The 17635-nt window shown below is 62.5% G+C and carries 15 protein-coding genes and 1 tRNA gene; 8 read left to right on the forward strand and 8 right to left on the reverse strand.

From position 1 onward, the window contains the following. Positions 1–2 precede the first annotated feature (2 nt). Positions 3–212, reverse strand: coding sequence for a hemin uptake protein HemP (gene hemP / locus AC3WTO_RS10020; RefSeq protein WP_492460550.1), 210 nt, complete (start codon positions 210–212; stop codon positions 3–5). Positions 213–402: 190 nt separating this feature from the next. Here hemP and AC3WTO_RS10025 point away from each other — a divergent pair, with 190 nt between their 5' ends. Genes AC3WTO_RS10025 through hmuQ form a run of 4 tightly spaced genes read left to right on the forward strand, consistent with a single transcriptional unit; the run spans position 403 to position 4577 of the window. Beyond that, positions 403–2619, forward strand: coding sequence for a TonB-dependent hemoglobin/transferrin/lactoferrin family receptor (locus AC3WTO_RS10025; RefSeq protein ID WP_492460551.1), 2217 nt, complete (start codon positions 403–405; stop codon positions 2617–2619). A gap of 2 nt (positions 2620–2621) precedes the next feature. Beyond that, positions 2622–3050: a hypothetical protein gene (locus AC3WTO_RS10030; RefSeq protein ID WP_492460552.1), complete on the forward strand. Its 429-nt coding sequence runs from the start codon at positions 2622–2624 to the stop codon at positions 3048–3050. Between the two features lie 28 nt (positions 3051–3078). Further along, positions 3079–4221, forward strand: coding sequence for an energy transducer TonB family protein (locus AC3WTO_RS10035; RefSeq protein WP_492460553.1), 1143 nt, complete (start codon positions 3079–3081; stop codon positions 4219–4221). A 41-nt stretch (positions 4222–4262) separates the two neighbouring features. Beyond that, positions 4263–4577 carry a heme-degrading protein HmuQ gene (gene hmuQ, locus AC3WTO_RS10040; protein ID WP_492460554.1) on the forward strand — a complete coding sequence of 105 codons (315 nt, stop codon included), beginning with the start codon at positions 4263–4265 and terminating at the stop codon, positions 4575–4577. 385 nt (positions 4578–4962) lie between these two features. On the opposite strand, the gene AC3WTO_RS10045 is transcribed toward hmuQ, so the two are convergent. Continuing rightward, positions 4963–5352, reverse strand: a complete 390-nt coding sequence (locus AC3WTO_RS10045) for a hypothetical protein (RefSeq protein WP_492460555.1) — start codon at positions 5350–5352, stop codon at positions 4963–4965. Between the two features lie 63 nt (positions 5353–5415). Further along, complete coding sequence (putA, locus tag AC3WTO_RS10050; RefSeq protein WP_492460556.1) at positions 5416–9027, reverse strand: bifunctional proline dehydrogenase/L-glutamate gamma-semialdehyde dehydrogenase PutA; 3612 nt, start codon at positions 9025–9027, stop codon at positions 5416–5418. Positions 9028–9166: 139 nt separating this feature from the next. Between putA and AC3WTO_RS10055 the strand changes: the two genes are divergently transcribed. After that, positions 9167–9646 (forward strand): Lrp/AsnC family transcriptional regulator, encoded by a 480-nt coding sequence (locus tag AC3WTO_RS10055; RefSeq protein WP_492460557.1) that lies wholly within the window; start codon positions 9167–9169, stop codon positions 9644–9646. A gap of 71 nt (positions 9647–9717) precedes the next feature. On the opposite strand, the gene AC3WTO_RS10060 is transcribed toward AC3WTO_RS10055, so the two are convergent. Next, a complete protein-coding gene (locus AC3WTO_RS10060) occupies positions 9718–10926 on the reverse strand; it encodes a cytochrome-c peroxidase (RefSeq protein WP_492460558.1) in 1209 nt (402 codons plus the stop codon). A 98-nt stretch (positions 10927–11024) separates the two neighbouring features. Further along, positions 11025–11489, reverse strand: coding sequence for a FixH family protein (locus AC3WTO_RS10065; protein ID WP_492460559.1), 465 nt, complete (start codon positions 11487–11489; stop codon positions 11025–11027). A 133-nt stretch (positions 11490–11622) separates the two neighbouring features. On the opposite strand from AC3WTO_RS10065, the gene AC3WTO_RS10070 reads away from it, so the two are divergent. Beyond that, on the forward strand, positions 11623–12537 hold the full coding sequence (locus AC3WTO_RS10070) for a sugar kinase (protein ID WP_492460560.1): 915 nt from the start codon (positions 11623–11625) through the stop codon (positions 12535–12537). Between the two features lie 147 nt (positions 12538–12684). On the opposite strand, the gene AC3WTO_RS10075 is transcribed toward AC3WTO_RS10070, so the two are convergent. The 3 genes from AC3WTO_RS10075 to AC3WTO_RS10085 all read right to left on the reverse strand — a co-directional run bounded on the left by AC3WTO_RS10075 (position 12685) and on the right by AC3WTO_RS10085 (position 16315). Beyond that, the gene (locus tag AC3WTO_RS10075) at positions 12685–13698 is read right to left on the reverse strand and encodes an aldose epimerase family protein (protein WP_492460561.1); all 1014 of its coding nucleotides are present in this window, start codon (positions 13696–13698) and stop codon (positions 12685–12687) included. 47 nt (positions 13699–13745) lie between these two features. Next, positions 13746–15203: an NAD-dependent succinate-semialdehyde dehydrogenase gene (locus AC3WTO_RS10080; protein WP_492460562.1), complete on the reverse strand. Its 1458-nt coding sequence runs from the start codon at positions 15201–15203 to the stop codon at positions 13746–13748. A 161-nt stretch (positions 15204–15364) separates the two neighbouring features. Then, on the reverse strand, positions 15365–16315 hold the full coding sequence (locus tag AC3WTO_RS10085; protein WP_492460563.1) for an AEC family transporter: 951 nt from the start codon (positions 16313–16315) through the stop codon (positions 15365–15367). A 166-nt stretch (positions 16316–16481) separates the two neighbouring features. Here AC3WTO_RS10085 and AC3WTO_RS10090 point away from each other — a divergent pair, with 166 nt between their 5' ends. Together AC3WTO_RS10090 and AC3WTO_RS10095 are read left to right on the forward strand one after the other, a co-directional pair. Beyond that, on the forward strand, positions 16482–17033 hold the full coding sequence (locus AC3WTO_RS10090; protein ID WP_492460564.1) for a histidine phosphatase family protein: 552 nt from the start codon (positions 16482–16484) through the stop codon (positions 17031–17033). Between the two features lie 307 nt (positions 17034–17340). Continuing rightward, a tRNA-Arg gene (locus AC3WTO_RS10095) sits at positions 17341–17414 on the forward strand. Positions 17415–17635: the final 221 nt, after the last annotated feature.

Genomic DNA, 17635 nt, shown 5'->3' on the forward strand with positions numbered 1-17635 from the left:
CCTTACTTGTTGAGGATGAGCTTGCCTTGCCGGGTGATCTTGAGCCGGTAGAGAGCGCCGTGATGCTCGATGCCGATCTCGTGTTCGCCCTGGAAAAGCGAGTTGCTGGTGAGCGTGCGAACCGACAACGGCATCCGCTCGACGCGCAACGGCGTCTGCGCTTCTGGCCGACGGTAGCGAAAACGGAAGTCGTCAGGGTTGTGCGTGTTCATTTTGGTCCACTCCTGATCTCGCCGGCACACGTCCGGCTTCCTGCAAAAGCTCGATTCATTTGTTGACTTGAATACTCAGGTTTTATAGTCAGTGCAATACCGGACCAGATGAGTCAACATTTAACACGTCTGCCGGGATAAAAAAAAGCGAGCCAGCCTAAGCGAGCCAGCGTGCAGACAGGAGTTGGAGATGGGCGTGGGGACGACTGAGCGGTCTGGACAGGCCGGGAATTTTTATGGCGCGAGCGGCGCCACAGCCAGAAGGCTGGCGGTATTGACTGCCGGTGTGGCTGTTACGGCACTGCTGTCCGGCACATCGCTGGCCCAGGAGACAGCCAAACCAGTAGCTACGGCGCAGAACGGCCAGTCCGCCGAGACCGCCAAGCCGAACACTCAAGGCAGCACCCTGCTCGACAAGATCATGCTGATCAGCCGCACCGGCGAGAGCGCCATCAAGGCGCTGGCCTCGGTCAGCCATGTCGATCAGGAACAGATCGAGCGTCGCATGGCGGCGACACCCAACGAGTTGCTGCGCGGCGTGCCGGGCGTCACCGTGCAGGCGGACGCCCGCCGCACCGCTTCCTCCATCAACATCCGCGGCCTGCAGGATTTCGGCCGCGTGGCTGTCATCGTCGATGGCGCCCGTCAGAACTTCCAGCGCTCCGACCACGGCACGCAGTCGACCTTCTACATCGACCCTGAACTTATCAAGTCGGTCGATGTCATCCGCGGCCCGGTTGCCAATACCTATGGTTCCGGCGCCATCGGCGGCGTCGTCATGTTCGACACCAAGGACGCCGAGGATTTTCTGAAGCCCGGCGAAACCTGGGCGACATCGCTGTCCGGCCGCTATGAGAGCAACGGCAAGGGTTGGACAACCAGCGCGACCGGCGCATACAAGTTCAACGACAATTTCGACGTGCTCGGCAACATCGTCTACCGCGACTACAGCGACTACAAGGACGGCGGCGGAAACAAGGTTGGCGGCAGCGGCTTCGACGTGTTGAGCGGCATGCTGAAGAGCACGATCCGCCCGACCGAGAACTCGACATTGAAACTCGGCTGGATCGGCAACAGCGAGAGCTGGAACGAGATCAGCGGCGGCAAACCGGCCTACGATCTCGATATGAAGCAGAACACCTTCACCGGCCGGTACAACCTGACCGATGAAGACAAGAGCTGGCTCGATCTCAACGTCAACCTTTCCTACAACAAGGCCAAGCTCGACCAGACCAGCCTGATCCCGCTCGGCGGGCGTTTCGATCCGATCACCGGCCGGCCGACGACGCTGCCGGCGGGCTCCAAGACCACTTATGATATCGGCACCTTCGGCATCGACGTCTGGAACACCTCACGCTTCGAGACCTCCGGCATCAATCACGAACTGACCTATGGCGGCGACTGGGTCGCTGACGACGTCAAGACCACGGGTCTAGCGGCGGGCGACGCCTTCTACACGCCGGGCGGCAAGCGCAATATCGGCGGCGCGCACATCCAGGACAAGCTGACCTGGGAGTGGCTCGAGGTGATCGCCGGCCTGCGCTACGACAGCTACAGCCTGAAAGGCACCAGTTCGGAAACCTCGGGCGATCGCGTATCGCCGCGCATCACGGTCGGCGTGTCGCCCTTCGAAGCGCCGGGCCTGAGTGGCTTGCAACTCTACACGACCTATGCCGAGGGCTACCGTTCGCCATCGCTCACCGAGACCTTCATCAGCGGCCTGCATCCGGCCGGTGTCTCCTTCCCGTTCCTGCCAAATCCGAAGCTGAAGCCTGAGACCGGAAAGACCTGGGAAGCCGGCCTGAACTACACCACAGACGGTGTCTTCCAGCCGGACGACGCCCTGCGCATCAAGGCTGCCTATTTCAACAACGACGTCACGGACTACATTTCCGGCGTGCAGCTGTCGGCCTTCGACCCGACCAGTGGCTGTCGGCGCGGTGGCATGATCCCGATCTGCTATCAGTATCAGAACTTTGCCAAGGCCAAGATCAACGGCTTCGAGTTCGAAAGCGTCTATGACGCAGCCTGGGGTTTCGCCGGTCTTTCCGCCTCGGTCATCAATGGCCACACTGTCTCCTACAAGGGCGTGCGTGCCGATTTGACCACGGTGCCATCGGCGCAGGTGGCCGCGCAGCTCGGGTTCCGCTTCTTCGAGGACAGGCTGACCATCGGTGGCGAGGTCCAATACAACGGCAAACCGGAAGGGAATGCCGCCGCGCGTGACTACACGCTGGTCAACGCCTTCGCCTCCTACAAGGCCAACGACAACCTCAAGGTCGACTTCCGCGTCGACAACATCTTCGACGTCAAATACGCCAACCCGCTCAACGCCACGACGACCTCGACGATCTATGAGCCGGGCGTGACTTTCAAAGTTGGCGCAACGATGCGCTTCGGAGGTTGACCATGAAAGCGAAGTCGTTTGCTTTGTTTGCCGCCCTCGCCGTCTTCCCTGCCGGCGCAGGCCCCGCATTTGCCCAGCAGGCGGCTTCGCTTTCCCTGGAGCTGAATGGCGCGCAGCCTTCCGACAAGGGCTGCCGCCTGACCTTCGTGGTGGCCAACAACCTCAGCGCCGATCTCACCAAGGCCGCCTTCGAGATCGCGCTGTTCAACGAAGCCGGCGTGGTCGACCGCATGACCGTGCTCGACTTCAAAGAACTCTCAGCCGGCAAGACGAAGGTGACGCGTTTCGATCTTTCGGGTACGACTTGCTCGAAGATCAGCCGCGTGCTGGTCAACAGCGCTACGGAATGCGTCGGTCAAGGCGTCGAGCCCACCGCCTGCATGCGCGATCTCAAGACCAGCAGCAAGGCGGGCATCACCTTCGGGGTCTGAGTTTCCGTCATGAACAGGAACTCGTGCCTTGGACCCGCAACCGGCTTCTCCGAACAGCGTATCGTTCCAGCCGTTTGCCGGTCCGGAGGCTTTGCAGCCCGAAGATCCGCAGATCGCCATTCCCAACGGCGTTCTGCAGCCGGATACACCAGAAGCCGACAGGCTTGACGAAAACGCCGATGCAGACGTCCAGCCAGCGCCAGCCGAGCCAGATCATGCGAACGAAGCCACCGGCTCGAAACGAAAATGGTCGCTTGCCTTCGCCGCCTCGCTTCTCTTTCACACGGCGGTCGCGGCCATGCTGATCCTGGCGCCAGAAAGCATCCTGCCGCCACGTCCGCTCTCTGAACAGTCGATGCAAGGTGGTGACGGGGAGGACCCGGCCCGGATCGGCAACAGCGAAACGGCCTCGACTTCCGGCAGCCGGCAGCAACCGGATGTCACCGACGTCACTGTCGTTCCCGAAAGCGAATTGCGGCCTCCCAGTGAACCCCAGCCGCAATTGAAGTCGGAACCACCTGCCAAGCCAGTTCCCAAGGAAGCCGGGCAACAGCCGAAGGAACAGGCAGAGCCGGAACCGGCTACCCCTGCTCCCGAAGTTCTCCACGACCGGCGGACGCAGGCTGAAAAGGATGCTGTTGCTCTTCAGGAGGCTGCGCCGAAGGCGACGTTGGAAATATTGCGGCCGGTGATGCCGGAACCGAGCGAAGCAGAGCGAGAACTCACGCAGCAGCAAAGCGCAGCACAAAATCCGCAGCAGCCAAGACCCGCACAGGGTGCAAACGGCCAAGCCCAGTCGGACGCGATGCGCGGCGCAAGTGATGGCCGCGAAGACGGCAAGGCAACAGCTTCCGGAAAACAACGCCAGCAGCCGGCGACAGGCAACGCAATCGCGTCAGGATATGAAGCACTGATCCAACGCAAACTTGCTCGCGCCAACCGGCAGATTTCCAGGGCCACACGGGCGGAAGCCACGCACAACGCCTGGGTGAGCTTTGTCATCAATGCGGACGGCAGTGTCACCGACGTTAAACTGGACCGGAGTTCTGGCTCGCAAACGCTCGACAAGTTCGCCGTTGCAATGGTGAAAGGCACTGCCCCCTTTCCGCCTATCCCGCCCGAGACCGGCCGCAAATTCTGGCTGGTCCCTATCGAGGTCGGACCATTCTGACCTCAGCCTCGTTTCACCCTCAATCGCGAAAGGAAACATCCATGTATATCGCCATGAACCGCTTCAAGGTGCAGAACGGCTCGGAGGAAGCCTTCGAGGACGTCTGGAAGAACCGCGATTCCTCGTTGTCGGAAATGGCCGGCTTCAAGGAATTCCATCTGCTGCGCGGTCCGGTCAACGAGACCGAGGGCTACACGCTGTTCGCGTCGCATACGATCTGGGCAAGCCATGAAGACTTCGTCGCCTGGACGAAGTCGGAGAACTTCCGTGCCGCGCACAAGAATGCCGGCAGCAGCAAGGTCCACTATCTCGGCCACCCGCAATTCGAAGGCTTTTCAGTCGTCGAAGGCGCTTGATCAGCCTAGCTGCAAAGCAGCGACGGCGGCACGATAGAGCGCCGCCGTATCCTCGTCAAAACAGGCGAAGACGATTTCCGCCAGCGGCACATCTTGCCGAAGAAAAATCAGCTGCAGTGCCGACAGCTATCTCTGGGGTAGCGACATAAGCCGGTCGAGATCGCGGGAAATCGATTGTCCGGCAACCGTTTGCCACCTGCGATAGCACGATGCAGCAGGTCGTCTGGCACCGCCACTGCCAAGCAACGACGTATTGGCGGCATCGACGATGGCATCGACTGTCAACTTGGTGATGTCTGCGATCTTCATCCGGAAAGACGCGCTCGCTGATCAACCCGTACTTGGGTTCCTTGAAGCAAAAGTCGCAAGAACCGGCGCGCCGCAGCTACTTGGAAGCGGCGATACTGCAGGAGCCAGCAAGCTGAACTTTATACTTTTTCACCGAAGACTGACAGGATTTAAGCGCCAAAGCCTCCGCCTTCTTCTGCGATGAAGCGTTCAGCACAACGCCGCAGATGAAGTACTCTGCGGTACGGTCCATAACCGTTGATGCATAGGCCGAATGCCCGGCAGCTGCGATATAGTCGTTATACCCCTTCTGGCAGCCTCCAATGGACCCCCAGGGGATATTCACCGGATAGCGCTTGTCGCCGACCTTGCCCGCCAACGACGCTGCAATCGCTGGACCACACGCGACAAACAGAGCCACGCCGAGAATTGATATCCCGCGCGCCATTGAAAAATGCATGCCAAGCCCCACCGCTTTGAGATACAAGCCGATCCATGCACTACTGCTTGTCGTAGGCGTTGACCAGTTGAATCTTCAGGGCTTTTGTCCTCATACAGCTGCGAGCAAACTGGCATTGCCACCCGCGGCGGTGGTGTCGACGCAGACCGCCCGTTCATGCGCATAGGCTGCGGGATAGATCACCTCGTTCACCAGCGGCACGATAGGTCCACCCCGTCCTGCGATGGCCTCGCGCAGGATACGGGTGTCTTCGGCGACGCCGGAGAAGGCGACCACGTCGACAGGCAGCGTTTCGATGGCGCCAGGGCTCATACGGGCATCGACAGCCGCAACCGGCAGTCCTTTACCGGTCAGCGCCGAGAGAGCGGCGGGTGCGCCTGGGGCAACCGCCAGGACGGCGTTGCCGGCGGCAAGCGCCTGCACCGCCTGCGCAAGCAGCGTGTCGGCATCCGGCCCGAGCACCAGCACACGACCACGCGGTGTCAGCGACAGCGTATTCGCCTCCCCCGTCGGTCCCGGCAGATCGACCTGGCCGAATTCGAGCCCGGCGGCTGCGCCGATGGCGTCGGCAGCCTTGCCGCGCAGATGCTTGCGCAGGATGGCGATACGGTCCGGCCGTGTCGACCAGCCGCCAAGCGCCGGATCGGGCATGTTGTCGGAAAGTTCCCTCACCGCAACCGGCCGCCCTTCACTCTGAACCGTCGCAGCTTCGAGGCCTTTGCGGAAACGGCGCAGATAGTGCGGGCCACCGGCCTTTGGACCGGTGCCGGACAGCCCCTCGCCGCCGAACGGCTGCGAACCAACCACGGCGCCGATCTGGTTGCGGTTCACATAGATGTTGCCGGCATGGATGCCGTCCACGAAATGCTGCGCGCGACCGTCGATACGGGTGTGCAGGCCGAACGTCAGCCCATAGCCTTTGCGGTTGATGGCAGCGATGACGCCCTCGATCTCGTTGGCGTCGAACGTAGCGACATGCAGCACCGGGCCGAACACTTCGCGCTCCATCTCCTCGATGCCTTTGACGCGGAACACAGCAGGCGCCACGAAGCGCCCGTCCGCCGGCACCGCGAGCTGCGCGATCGCACGCCCCTCGCCCGTCATCTTCGCGCTGTAGTCCTTGATCGACTTCTGCGCGTCATCGTCGATGACCGGGCCGACATCGGTCGAGATCTGCCAGGGATCGCCGATGTTGAGCGCATCCATGGCGCCCTTCAGCATCTCCAGCATCTTCGCCTCGACATCCTTCTGCACGTAGAGCACACGCAGGGCCGAACAACGCTGGCCGGCACTCTGGAAGGAAGAGGCCAGCACATCGCGGATCGCCTGCTCAGGCAGCGCGGTGGAATCGACGATCATGGCGTTGAGGCCGCCGGTCTCGGCAATCAGCATGGCGTCAGGAGCAGCGGTCCTAGCCAGCTGTCGTTCGATCAGCTTGGCCACTTCCGTCGAGCCGGTGAAGCAGACGCCGGCAATGCGTGGGTCGGCGGTCAGCGGCGCGCCGACATTGGGGCCATCGCCTGGCAACAGCTGGATCACGTCCTCCGGCACGCCTGCCTCACGCAGCAGCTCGACCGCGCGATAGGCGATCAGCGGCGTTTGCTCGGCCGGCTTGGCGATCACGGCGTTGCCCGTGACGAGGGCAGCTGCGATCTGGCCGGTGAAGATGGCCAGCGGAAAATTCCACGGCGAGATGCAGACTATGGCGCCGCGTGCCTGCGTGCCGGTTTCCGCCTGGGCCGCCTGCGACGCATAATAGCGCAGGAAGTCGACCGCTTCGCGCACTTCGGCAACACCATCGGCCAGTGTCTTGCCTGCCTCGCGCGTTACCAGCGCGAAGAATTCGACAGCATGCTTCTCATAAAGATCGGCAGCACGGGAGAGGATCGCGGCACGTTCGCCGACAGGACGTTTCGCCCAGGCCGGCTGTGCCTCGACCGCGAAACGCACGGCTGTCGGCACCTGCTTGGCAGCGGCCTCGACGACGGTACCCACGATTTCCGACGGTCGTGCCGGATTGACCACCGGCCGCTCCTGGCCGTAGCCCGCCGCGCGGGTGATCGGCTTTGCCGTCCACTGGTTGACGCCGGCAAAAGTCGCCTTGGCTTTTTCGATCTCGGCCAGTGTCACCACATCGGTGATATCCCAGCCTTTGGCATTGCGTCGGCCGGCGCCGAAGATCGCTGCGGGTCTTGCGATGTTCGGGTTTTCAGCCGTCTCCAGCGTTTCGACGGCTTCCAGCGGATCGCGTGCGATTTCTTCCGGTGCGACGTCTTCGTCGGTCAACTGGTGCACGAAGGAGGAGTTGGCGCCGTTTTCCAGCAAGCGCCGCACAAGATAGGCAAGCAGGTCCGAATGGGCGCCGACGGGCGCGTAGATGCGGCAGCGTGTCCCTTCAGCCTTGCGGATCGCTTCGTGCAATTGCTCGCCCATGCCGTGCAGGCGCTGGAATTCGAAACTGTCGCGATCCGACGCCATCGACAGGATTGCCGCTGCCGTATGCGCGTTGTGCGTGGCGAACTGCGGATAGATGCGGTCCGTCATGCCGAGCAGCTTGCGCGCGCAGGCGAGATAGGAGACATCGGTGTTCACCTTGCGCGTGAACACCGGATAGCCGGTGAGGCCGAGCGTCTGTGCGCGCTTGATCTCAGTGTCCCAGTAGGCGCCCTTGACCAGCCGCACCATGATCTTGCGGTCGAGCTTGGTAGCCAGCGCATGCAGCCAGTCGATGGTGAAGGCAGCGCGTGGACCATAGGCCTGCACGACGACACCGAAACCATTCCAGTCGGCAAGCTCCGGATCCGCGAGCACGCGTTCGATGACATCGAGCGAAAGGTCAAGCCGATCAGCCTCTTCCGCGTCGATGTTCAGGCCCATGCGCGCCTTTCGCGCCGCGCGCGCCAGCGACAGCAGTCGGTCGGCCATCACCGGCAGCATGGTCTCTTTCTGCGCCACCTCATAGCGCGGGTGCAGCGCAGAGAGCTTCACCGAGATGCCGTGGTTCAGGCGGATGTCATCGCCCTTGGCGCCGGAAGCCAACGAGGCGATGGCATCGGCATAGGCCTTCAGATAACGCAACGCGTCATGTTCCGTGCGAGCGGCCTCGCCCAGCATGTCGAAGGAATAGAGATACCCCTTCTGCGTCATCGACTTGCCGCGCTTGACCGCCTCGGCGATGGTTCGGCCGAGCACGAACTGTTCGCCCATTTCGCGCATCGCTGCCGCCACAGCCTTGCGGATCACCGGCTCACCCAGGCGCCGCACCATCGAGCGCAGCGTGCCTTCGATACCGCCCTCGCCTTCGTCCAGCACACGGCCGGTCAGCATCAACGCCCAGGTCGAGGCGTTGACGAAGATTGAGGACGATGAGCCGGAATGCGATGACCAGTCATGCGGAGCGATCTTGTCGGCGATCAGGTCATCCATGGTCTCGGCATCCGGGACGCGCAGCAGCGCTTCCGCCAGACACATGAGTGCCACGCCCTCCTTGGTCGAGAGACCATAGGCGGAAAGGAAAACTTCCATCAGACGTGGGTCGGAAGAATCACGCACCGCACGCACCAGGTCGGCAGCACGCTTGGAGATTGCCTTGCGCTCATCGACCGACAGTCCGGTGGCCGCGGCCAGCCGTTTCACGGCTTCGCCTTCATCTGGAAGATAGTTGGCACGGATCTGCTGGCGGATTGTGGTGAGCGCGGGCATGGCGGTCCTTTGAAAGCGCAGGTTCGAGGGTCCGTCGAACGGGTCACCGGACCGGATGGCGAAAACTAGCATGAAGCCAACGCAGCCGTCGGTCCAAAAAGATGGCAACGGCAGTCTATTTGAACTATGAATTGATCCGATGACCACCCAATGGACCACTAGATTGATAACTGAAGACCAATTGGATCGCCTTGACCGCAACATCCTTTCTGCACTTGCCAGAAGTGGCAGGCAGTCGATGGCGGAATTGGCGGTTAAGGTCGGGCTCTCCAAGACCCCAGTGCAGGCGCGCGTCAAAAGGCTTGAGAAAGACGGCTTCATCAAAGGCTATGCCGCCATCATCGATCGGGAGCGCATGGGCGAAGGCCACGTCGCCTTCGTGCAGGTGAAGCTGTCGGACACCCGCTCCAGCGCCCTGGATGCCTTCAACCGCGCCGTTCAAACCGTTCCCGAGATCGAACAATGCCACATGATGGCCGCCAGCTTCGACTACCTGCTCAAGGTGCGCACCCGTGACATCGCTGCCTACCGGCGTGTTCTGGGCGAGCGGATCTCGGCCTTGCCACATGTCGCGCAGACCTCAACCTTCGTGGCGATGGAGACGGTGAAGGACCGCTAGCGTAATCCCAGGAAAAGCGCGCAGGGTTTTCCGCCTGGAATTGCGCAAAACGCTCCGGCGGCGCTGCAGGGTCAAGGCGAAAGCGTTTTCAGGAATGCCACCAGTGCTGCCCGCTCGCGCTCCGACAGTTGCAGCGGGTGTACTTCCGAAACGCCTTCGATGCTGAGCGGCGCCTTCGCATAGTGCGTCACCACCTCCTCGAGCGAGCCGAACTGGCCGGCATGCATGTAGGGCGGGCGGCCGGCGACGGCGCGCAGCGACGGCGTCTTGTAGGCGCGGATCAATTCCGGCTTGTCGCGAACCATGAACTTCAACTCGCCACAGGCTTCCGGCCCGCCATCGCGATAATTGCCGAGGCAATTGAACGGATCGGCGTCGACCTGGGCAACCGCATCAATACGACCACGATCTGGCGGCAGGTCCGCCACCGGCGGCACGCCGGTGTTGTGGAAGGCATGGTCCGTGAACAATGGGCCGTTGTGGCAGGTCGAACAGCTTGCCTTGCCGATGAACAATTTCAGCCCCTGGATTTCCTCCGGCGAAAAGACAGCGTCGTCCTTCGGCTCCTGCCCCGCCGCAAGCGCCGCGGCAAAACGGTCGAACCGCGCCTCCTTGGGATTGATCGAGCGCTGGAACGCAGCCAGTGCCTTGCCGATATTGGCAAACACCCGGTTGATACCGTCGCGCTGCCTGTCGTTCATTTCGCTCCAGGCGGCCTGGTCTGGTGCAGATCCAAGCGGACTGGCATTGGCCGGCATGTTGGTAAAATCGGGCAGTTCCCCGAAGATGCGTTCGTAGCGCTCACCAAACCGTGCCTTGACATAGCGCGCATAGGCCGTGCGGTTGCCCGCCTGTTCAAGCGGATTTTCCAGCGGTACCAGGGCTTGTGCCCACAGGCTGTCGCGGCGACCGTCCCAGAACAGCCAGGGGCTGTAGGCGATCCCGGCGAGCGGCTGGGTTCGCCTGTTCGTGCGCCCGACACCCATGCCTTGGGGCAGGCCGTCCTGGAACTGCTGGCCGATCTGGTGACAAGTGGAACAGGCAACCGTCCCGTTTCGGCTCATGGAAAAATCGAAAAACAGCGTGGCGCCCAAGGCAGCCGCACCAGGGTCGTCGGCATAACGGTTCGTGGTGTCCGGCTTCAGCGGCGGCAGCGCGCTCAGTGCCAGGCTGGCAATCGTCCTTTTCTCCGCTTCCGAGAATTGCGGCCTGCCACAACCGGCTACGACTGCCACCAGCAACAGGACAAGCGTTGCGATCAGGGCTTTTGTGCTTTTCACAGAAACGCGGAAACGCTCCAGCACTTTGTTTTTACGCAAGTCCGGGCGGAAAACCGCTCCACACTCTTCCTGGAATTGCGCTCGGAACCGTCTCATGCTCACAACACGATGTTGAACACCACCGTATCGGATCCGGTCGGTGCCGAAATGCTCAGCTTCAGCTGCCACCAGCCGCTCATGGAAAATTTCACGCCCGAAATCCGGTAACGGCCTTCACCGAGATAGTCCGTCATCTTCGGGCTGGTCGGCAAGCCATGCGCATGCTGTGGCATGCCGCCGGCAACCTCGATCGTCGCACTCTCCACGGGCTTGCCCGCAGCGGTCTTCAACGTCAGGATCCAGTCCTGCAATTCGTTCTGCTTCGCCACCCCATCCTGCGGCATGAAGATCGCAACGAACATGCCCTTCTCGCTGCCACGCGTCTGCCCCGTTTCCGGTGCTGCGGCAGGAGCAGTGTTGGGCGCGGTCATGTAGACCACCGCAAGAACACCCGTGGCGACTGCAACCAGCCCTATGCCTGCCACCAGATAACGCCAGAACGGTGCCAATGAAGCCTCACTCATGCCTGCAAACGTCGAAACATGCGCCTAGCATCCCGTCCATCTGTGGGAAAGTGCGGCGCGCTGGCAAACCGCCTGAAGCAGGCATGGCGCGCGCATCGACAAAAAGCTACAGCGGATCGCTCAGGGAGATGAGGTGATGTCAAAGGGTGTCGCCGCGATCGGCGAATGCATGCTGGAACTGTCAGGCCAGAACGGACCTGATTGGCGGCTGGGTTTTGCCGGCGACACGTTCAACACGTTGTGGGCGCTGGCTGCGCTGACCGGTGGCTCCGCCACCTACGTCTCCGCCTTTGGCGACGATCCCTTCTCGGAGCGCCAGATCGAATTTTTCACGGAAAACGGCATCGATATCGGCACCAGCCCCGTCATCGCCGGAGCGCGGCCGGGCCTCTACGCCATCACGCTCGAAGGTGCGGAGCGGTCCTTCACTTACTGGCGCTCCGATTCGGCTGCACGCCAATTGGCTTCAGAGCCCGCAGCCCTGGAGAAAAATCTGGAAAATCAGTCTCTTGTCTATTTTTCCGGAATCACTTTGGCAATTCTCGCCCCAGGAGCGCGCGAGGCTTTGCTCGCGGCCATTTCGCGCGCGCGGACAACCGGGAGCCGGATCGCGTTCGATCCCAACTATCGACCCCGCCTGTGGCCGGACCGTGCCACGGCTCAGGCCGCGATCGCCGACGCGCTTGCCGTCAGCGACATCGCATTGCCCACCTTCCCCGACGAGCAGATGCTGCATGGCGACCGTACGCCTGAAGAGACCGCCGACCGGATCAGCCGATCGGTGCGCGAAGTGATCGTCAAGAATGGCGAGCTGCCGGCCTTGGTTTCGGTTGGCACGGATCGGCAGGAAATTGCCGCCATCCATGTCGCCAAGCCGGTCGACACCACGGGCGCCGGCGATTCTTTCAACGGTGGCTATCTGGCTGCACGCCTGGCTGGCCATTCACCGGCGGAGGCCGCTCGTCGCGCGCATAGCGTCGCCGCGACCGTGGTCCAGGTGCGTGGTGCGCTCGCACCGTTCGAAGTGCTGCGGCAGGCTTTCGGCTAACAATACCAAAGGTCATGTTGAATGACCGTTGGAGCGCGCGACTGCGCGCCGCGCCCGTTGGCGCGAAGCCAAGCGGCCGGATGGGCCGCGCCGGCGCTTGAGGCGTCCTGGATGTGTCAATATCCAGGACCTTTTGTATAAGCCGCTCTACCCCAGGCGGAAGCGATATTCCGTCACGTGGTGATAGGTTTCACCAGGCAGAAGCGTCGCCGGCGGGAAATAGGATCGGTTGGGAGCATCGGGCCAGACCTGTGTTTCCAGGCACAGGCCCGAAAAGCGCCGATACTCCAATCCGCCAAGCCCTGGCGCCGGCTGCTCGATGTAACGTCCGCCATAAAGCTGCATGCCGGGCTCTGACGTCCACACCTCCATTTCAACGCCGGACGCGGCACCCTGGACCCAGGCTGCCTGGCGCATCGGCCCACGCGCCGCAGCCAGGCAGAAATTGTGATCGTAGACGAATTGCTCGCCGTCGCTGCGCAGCGCGCGGGCCTGGCGGAAATCCAAGGGTGTCCCGTCAACCGGCTGCACGACACCTGTCGGGATCATTTCCGCATCGACCGGCAGATAAGCTCCAGCCGGGATCATCACGCGGTGACCAAGCACGTCGCTTGCGCCGCCATCATCAAGATTGAAGTAGGAATGCTGGGTGAGATTGCAGACCGTGGCCTCGTCAGCCGTCGCGGTAAACTCGACGCTGAGCGTACCGGGGATTTTCAGTCGATACGTGCAGGTCACATCGAGCGCGCCAGGAAAGCCCATTGTGCCTGCCGGATCGTGCAGGCTCAGGGTAACGAAGTCGCGCCCGTGCAGCGAAACCTCCCAGGCGCGGCCGCCATAACCGCCTGTGCCGCCGTGCAGCGTGTGCTTGCCGAGGAAATTGCGATCGGCCTGATGACGCTGGCCGGCCAGCGTGAAGCGGCCGTCGCGGATGCGGTTGGCGAAACGCCCCACAACCGCGCCAAAGTAGAGATTGTCTTCCTGGTAGGCCTCGAAACTGTCGAAGCCCAGCACCAGCGGCGCGTCGTGGCCAGCGAGGCGCAAGTCCTGGATCACCGCTCCCCAGTTGAGGATGTTGGCGGAAAGCCCGCCGCCACGGATGACAAAGCGGCGGATGGGCTCCCCCGCTTGCGTGGTTCCGAAGAGTTCGCCGTCCTTCATGCAGCTAGCGCGGATCGGCCGGCCTCACCGGCCGATCCGCATGCCAATCAGAGGCCGAGACCGCCGATGCAGACATACTTGGTGTCGAGGTAGTCCTCGATGCCCTGATGTCCGCCTTCCTTGCCGAGGCCGGATTCCTTTACGCCACCGAACGGCGCTTCCGGCGTGGTGATCAAGCCCTCGTTGACACCGACCATGCCGTATTTCAGGCCTTCCATGACCCGGAAGGCGCGGCCGAGATCGCCGGTATAGAAGTAGCAGGCCAAGCCGAATTCGGTGTCGTTGGCAAGCGCAACGGCTTCTTCTTCGGTCGTGAACTTGAAGACAGGCGCAACCGGGCCGAAAATCTCTTCCTTCATGAACATCATGTCGGGCGTGGCACCGCTGATCACGGTTGGCTCGAAGAACGAGCCGCCGAGTGCGTGCGGCTTGCCGCCGGTCTCGACCTTGCCACCCTTGGCCTTGGCGTCAGCCACGAACTCGGCGGTCTTCAGCGCGGCCTTTTCGTCGATCAACGGTCCCTGCTGCACGCCTTCCTCGAGGCCGGAACCGACCTTGAGCTTGGCGGTGGCAGCCGTCAGCCTCTCGACGAACTTGTCATAGATGCCGGCCTGCACGAAGAAGCGGTTGGTGCAGACGCAGGTCTGGCCGGAGTTGCGGAACTTCGCGGTGATCGCGCCATCGACCGCGCGGTCGAGATCGGCATCGTCGAACACGATGAACGGCGCATTGCCGCCGAGTTCCATCGACACCTTCTTGACCGTCTTGGCCGACTTCTCGATCAGCATCTTGCCGACCGGGGTCGAGCCGGTGAAGGTGATCTTCTTGACCAGCGGGTTGAAGCAGAGTTCGTCGCCGATCTCGCCAGCCGCGCCGGTCACGATGTTGACCACGCCCTTCGGGAAGCCGACTTCTTCGGCCAGCGCGCCCCAGGCCAGCGCCGAATAAGGCGTCTGCGTGGCAGGCTTGACGACCGCGGTGCAGCCGGCGGCCAGTGCCGGTCCGAGCTTGCGGGCCAGCATGGAGGATGGGAAGTTCCACGGCGTGATGGCAGCGACAACGCCGACCGGCTCCTTGGTCACAATGATGCGGCGATCAGCCCATGGCGACGGCACGACATCGCCATAGGTACGGCGGCCCTCCTCGGCGAACCATAGCACATAGGCGGCCGACGAGCCGACTTCGCCCCGCGCCTCAAACAGCGACTTGCCCTGCTCGGTGGTCAGCAGTTCGGCCAGCGCATCCTGGTTGTCCATGATGGCGTCATGCAACTTGCGCAGGAGCTTCGAGCGCTCAAGCGCCGATGTCTTGCGCCAGGTGAGGAAAGCGGTGTGGGCCGCCTCGATGGCGCGGCGGGTCTCGGTGGCGCCGGCCTTCGGCACCGTACCGATCTTGAGGCCGTTGGCCGGGTTGGTCACGTCGATGGTCTGGCCGGAATCGGCCTGCACCCATTCGCCGTTGATGAGATTGGCCTGCCGCATGAAATGGCTGGTTTTCTGAAGCATGGTCTAGCCTCCCTTCGGCCGCGCGCGGACCGGTCATGAAATAGGTCGATGGGTGTTTTCGGCGTCACTGCCGTAACTGGACCATCGCTCTTACTCCAGCGCCGGCCCAACGATCAATCGCCATTGCTCAACCTAAGCACTGGGCCAGCGTAAATCCAGCCCTATCCAAACACCTGGCTTGTAACCGCCAGCCAGAACGAAGTCGTGATGACGGCGCAGGCGGTGGCGAGCGTCATCTGATTGGAGGCAAGTCCCTGCCCGGTCTCGAACTGCACGGCGATGAGATAGGAATTGATGCCAGAAGGCAGCGCCGCGACAAGCACAGCGACCTGGGCGGTCAGCGGCGGCAAGCCGGCCAGCCACACCAGGGCCAGCGTGATCGCCGGCATGACGAACAGTTTCAGCACCGAAAGGGCAACTGCCGGGCCGATATGACCGGTGATGCCGAATCTGTTGAGCCCAAGCCCCATCGCGAACAATGCCACTGGAGCCGCCGTCCCGCCCAGCGCTTCTGTCAGCCGCGACACCAGTCCAGGCAGCGGAACGCCGGTCAGTCGCCAGGCAAGCCCCGCCAGGATGCCGATGATCAGCGGATTGACCAACAGTTTGTGCAGGAAACGACGCAGCACCCTCAGCGGATGCAGACCACTGGCTTCGTCCTGGCCGAACAATTCGAACAGCACGATCGACGCCATCATCATGATCGGCAGGTGTATCGACACCAGCAAGGACAGCACTTCGAACCCTTGCTGGCCATAAATGCCAAGGATGAACGGCACGCCGAGCAGGACGATGTTGGAGTAGGCAGCCGAAACCCCGCCGACGATGCCAGTGCGGCTGTCGCGGCCGAACAGGCGCGTCGTGACCAGATGGCCGGCGATCCAGGTCAGCGCCACGGCGCAAAAATAGGTCGCCCACAACAGCCAGGGAGCGGAACCATGGAAATCGGATTTTACCATCGTCTGGAAAAGCAGAAGCGGCATGGCGACGCCGACGGCGAATTCGGCCACGCCTTCCGCACTCTGCGCCTTGAGATAGCCGGAGAGCCCGGCCAGGTATCCCAGGGCCACGAGGCCAAAGACGAACAGAACGGTTTCGGTGAGCGGCGACATCAAATCCCTCGACAGTGGACTGATAAGAGAGCCGTACCGGCCGCGCAACAACAGCGCACCGGCTTCGACAAGGCAGCTGGCAAACCGCTGTCGGCTTGCCTTCCTGAAAGCTTTGCCATCCCTATATGACCCGTACCGGCGTCGATGGGACGACGGAAAGGTTCTCATGCTTCGCTTCGCCCTTGCCCTTCTGCTGTGCTTCATACCTGTCGTCGCCAACGCCACCGATGCCGGCTGGGCGTTGCTCCGGGCCGGTGGCCATGTCGTTCTGCTGCGACACGCCGCGGTGACCGGCAACGGCGATCCGGCGGGATTTGACATCGATACATGCTCGACCCAGCAGAAGCTGTCCGATCGCGGCAGGCAGCAGGCGCGCAAGATCGGCGCCCTGTTTGCGGCGCGCGCCGCCCCGATCGACCGGGTCCTGTCCAGCCGCTATTGCCGCGCACTCGACACCGCCGGCATCGCGTTCGAGGACAACAAGGCTGAGAAATTCGAGCCGCTCGATCTCCTGTCGAAAGATCCGGCGACCGCGACCGCGCAGAACACTGCGGTGGTCCAGGCGGTGAAAGACTTCACCGGCGACGGCAATCTCGTCATGGTCACCCATCTGGAGAACATCCAGGCGCTGACGGGCGCCGGCGCCCGCGAAGGAGAAGCGGTGATCGTCGGTGTCGACGGCGAGAAACTGCGCGTGCTCGGCCGTATCATCTTCTGACCTGGTTCTGGTCGGAATGATTTTGCGTTTCGGCGGCCCCGGCTGTTGCCCAAATGCCACCGCCACGCCAAGCCATGATTCGGCCATCAGAATGCCGCTTGCGACAGTCCGTCGCAGGGGGTATAGGCGCGCTCCCGGTCACGAAAGCCGGAGCGAGCACAACGGTAGGAGCTTCTGTCTCCACCCGTGCAGGCGGCGTTGCCGGCCCTGCATACGGCGCCGCTTCGGAGGTCGGAACGGATGTAGCTCAGCGGTAGAGCGCCGGACCGAGTATCCGGAGGTCAAGGGTTCGAATCCCTTCATTCACTCATGGATAGCTCAGTTGGTAGAGCATCAGACTGCGAATCTGAATGTGGAAGGTTCGAATCCTTCTCCAATGGCCTCATAAGCCAACACCCTCCAAGGTGTACTGATCAAGCGGTCCGGGGACTGGAATGCGGAGAGCCGGACGAACGGCCGGAGCCTTCGGGCGATGGCCGCATCGGATGGTTCGACGCCGTTTGCTGCGGCCAGGCCCGCGGTGAAGGCCTAGGCGCATCCGGGTCGACAAGGCAGGCTACGGCCTCCGCGTCCGCCCGAATGCCTCGCGGTCCGCTCCCGCT

The sequence above is a fragment of the Mesorhizobium sp. EU05-FHT14A09 genome (assembly GCF_058790995.1).

Coding starts and splice junctions, on each gene's coding strand:
- putA (WP_492460556.1), bottom strand. CDS start 9,027: ATGCCCGCGCTCACCACAATCCGCCAGCAGATCCGTGCCAACTATCTT.
- hmuQ (WP_492460554.1), top strand. CDS start 4,263: ATGTATATCGCCATGAACCGCTTCAAGGTGCAGAACGGCTCGGAGGAA.
- hemP (WP_492460550.1), bottom strand. CDS start 212: ATGAACACGCACAACCCTGACGACTTCCGTTTTCGCTACCGTCGGCCA.
- AC3WTO_RS10055 (WP_492460557.1), top strand. CDS start 9,167: ATGACCACCCAATGGACCACTAGATTGATAACTGAAGACCAATTGGAT.
- AC3WTO_RS10075 (WP_492460561.1), bottom strand. CDS start 13,698: ATGAAGGACGGCGAACTCTTCGGAACCACGCAAGCGGGGGAGCCCATC.
- AC3WTO_RS10025 (WP_492460551.1), top strand. CDS start 403: ATGGGCGTGGGGACGACTGAGCGGTCTGGACAGGCCGGGAATTTTTAT.
- AC3WTO_RS10065 (WP_492460559.1), bottom strand. CDS start 11,489: ATGAGTGAGGCTTCATTGGCACCGTTCTGGCGTTATCTGGTGGCAGGC.
- AC3WTO_RS10030 (WP_492460552.1), top strand. CDS start 2,622: ATGAAAGCGAAGTCGTTTGCTTTGTTTGCCGCCCTCGCCGTCTTCCCT.
- AC3WTO_RS10090 (WP_492460564.1), top strand. CDS start 16,482: ATGCTTCGCTTCGCCCTTGCCCTTCTGCTGTGCTTCATACCTGTCGTC.
- AC3WTO_RS10080 (WP_492460562.1), bottom strand. CDS start 15,203: ATGCTTCAGAAAACCAGCCATTTCATGCGGCAGGCCAATCTCATCAAC.
- AC3WTO_RS10085 (WP_492460563.1), bottom strand. CDS start 16,315: ATGTCGCCGCTCACCGAAACCGTTCTGTTCGTCTTTGGCCTCGTGGCC.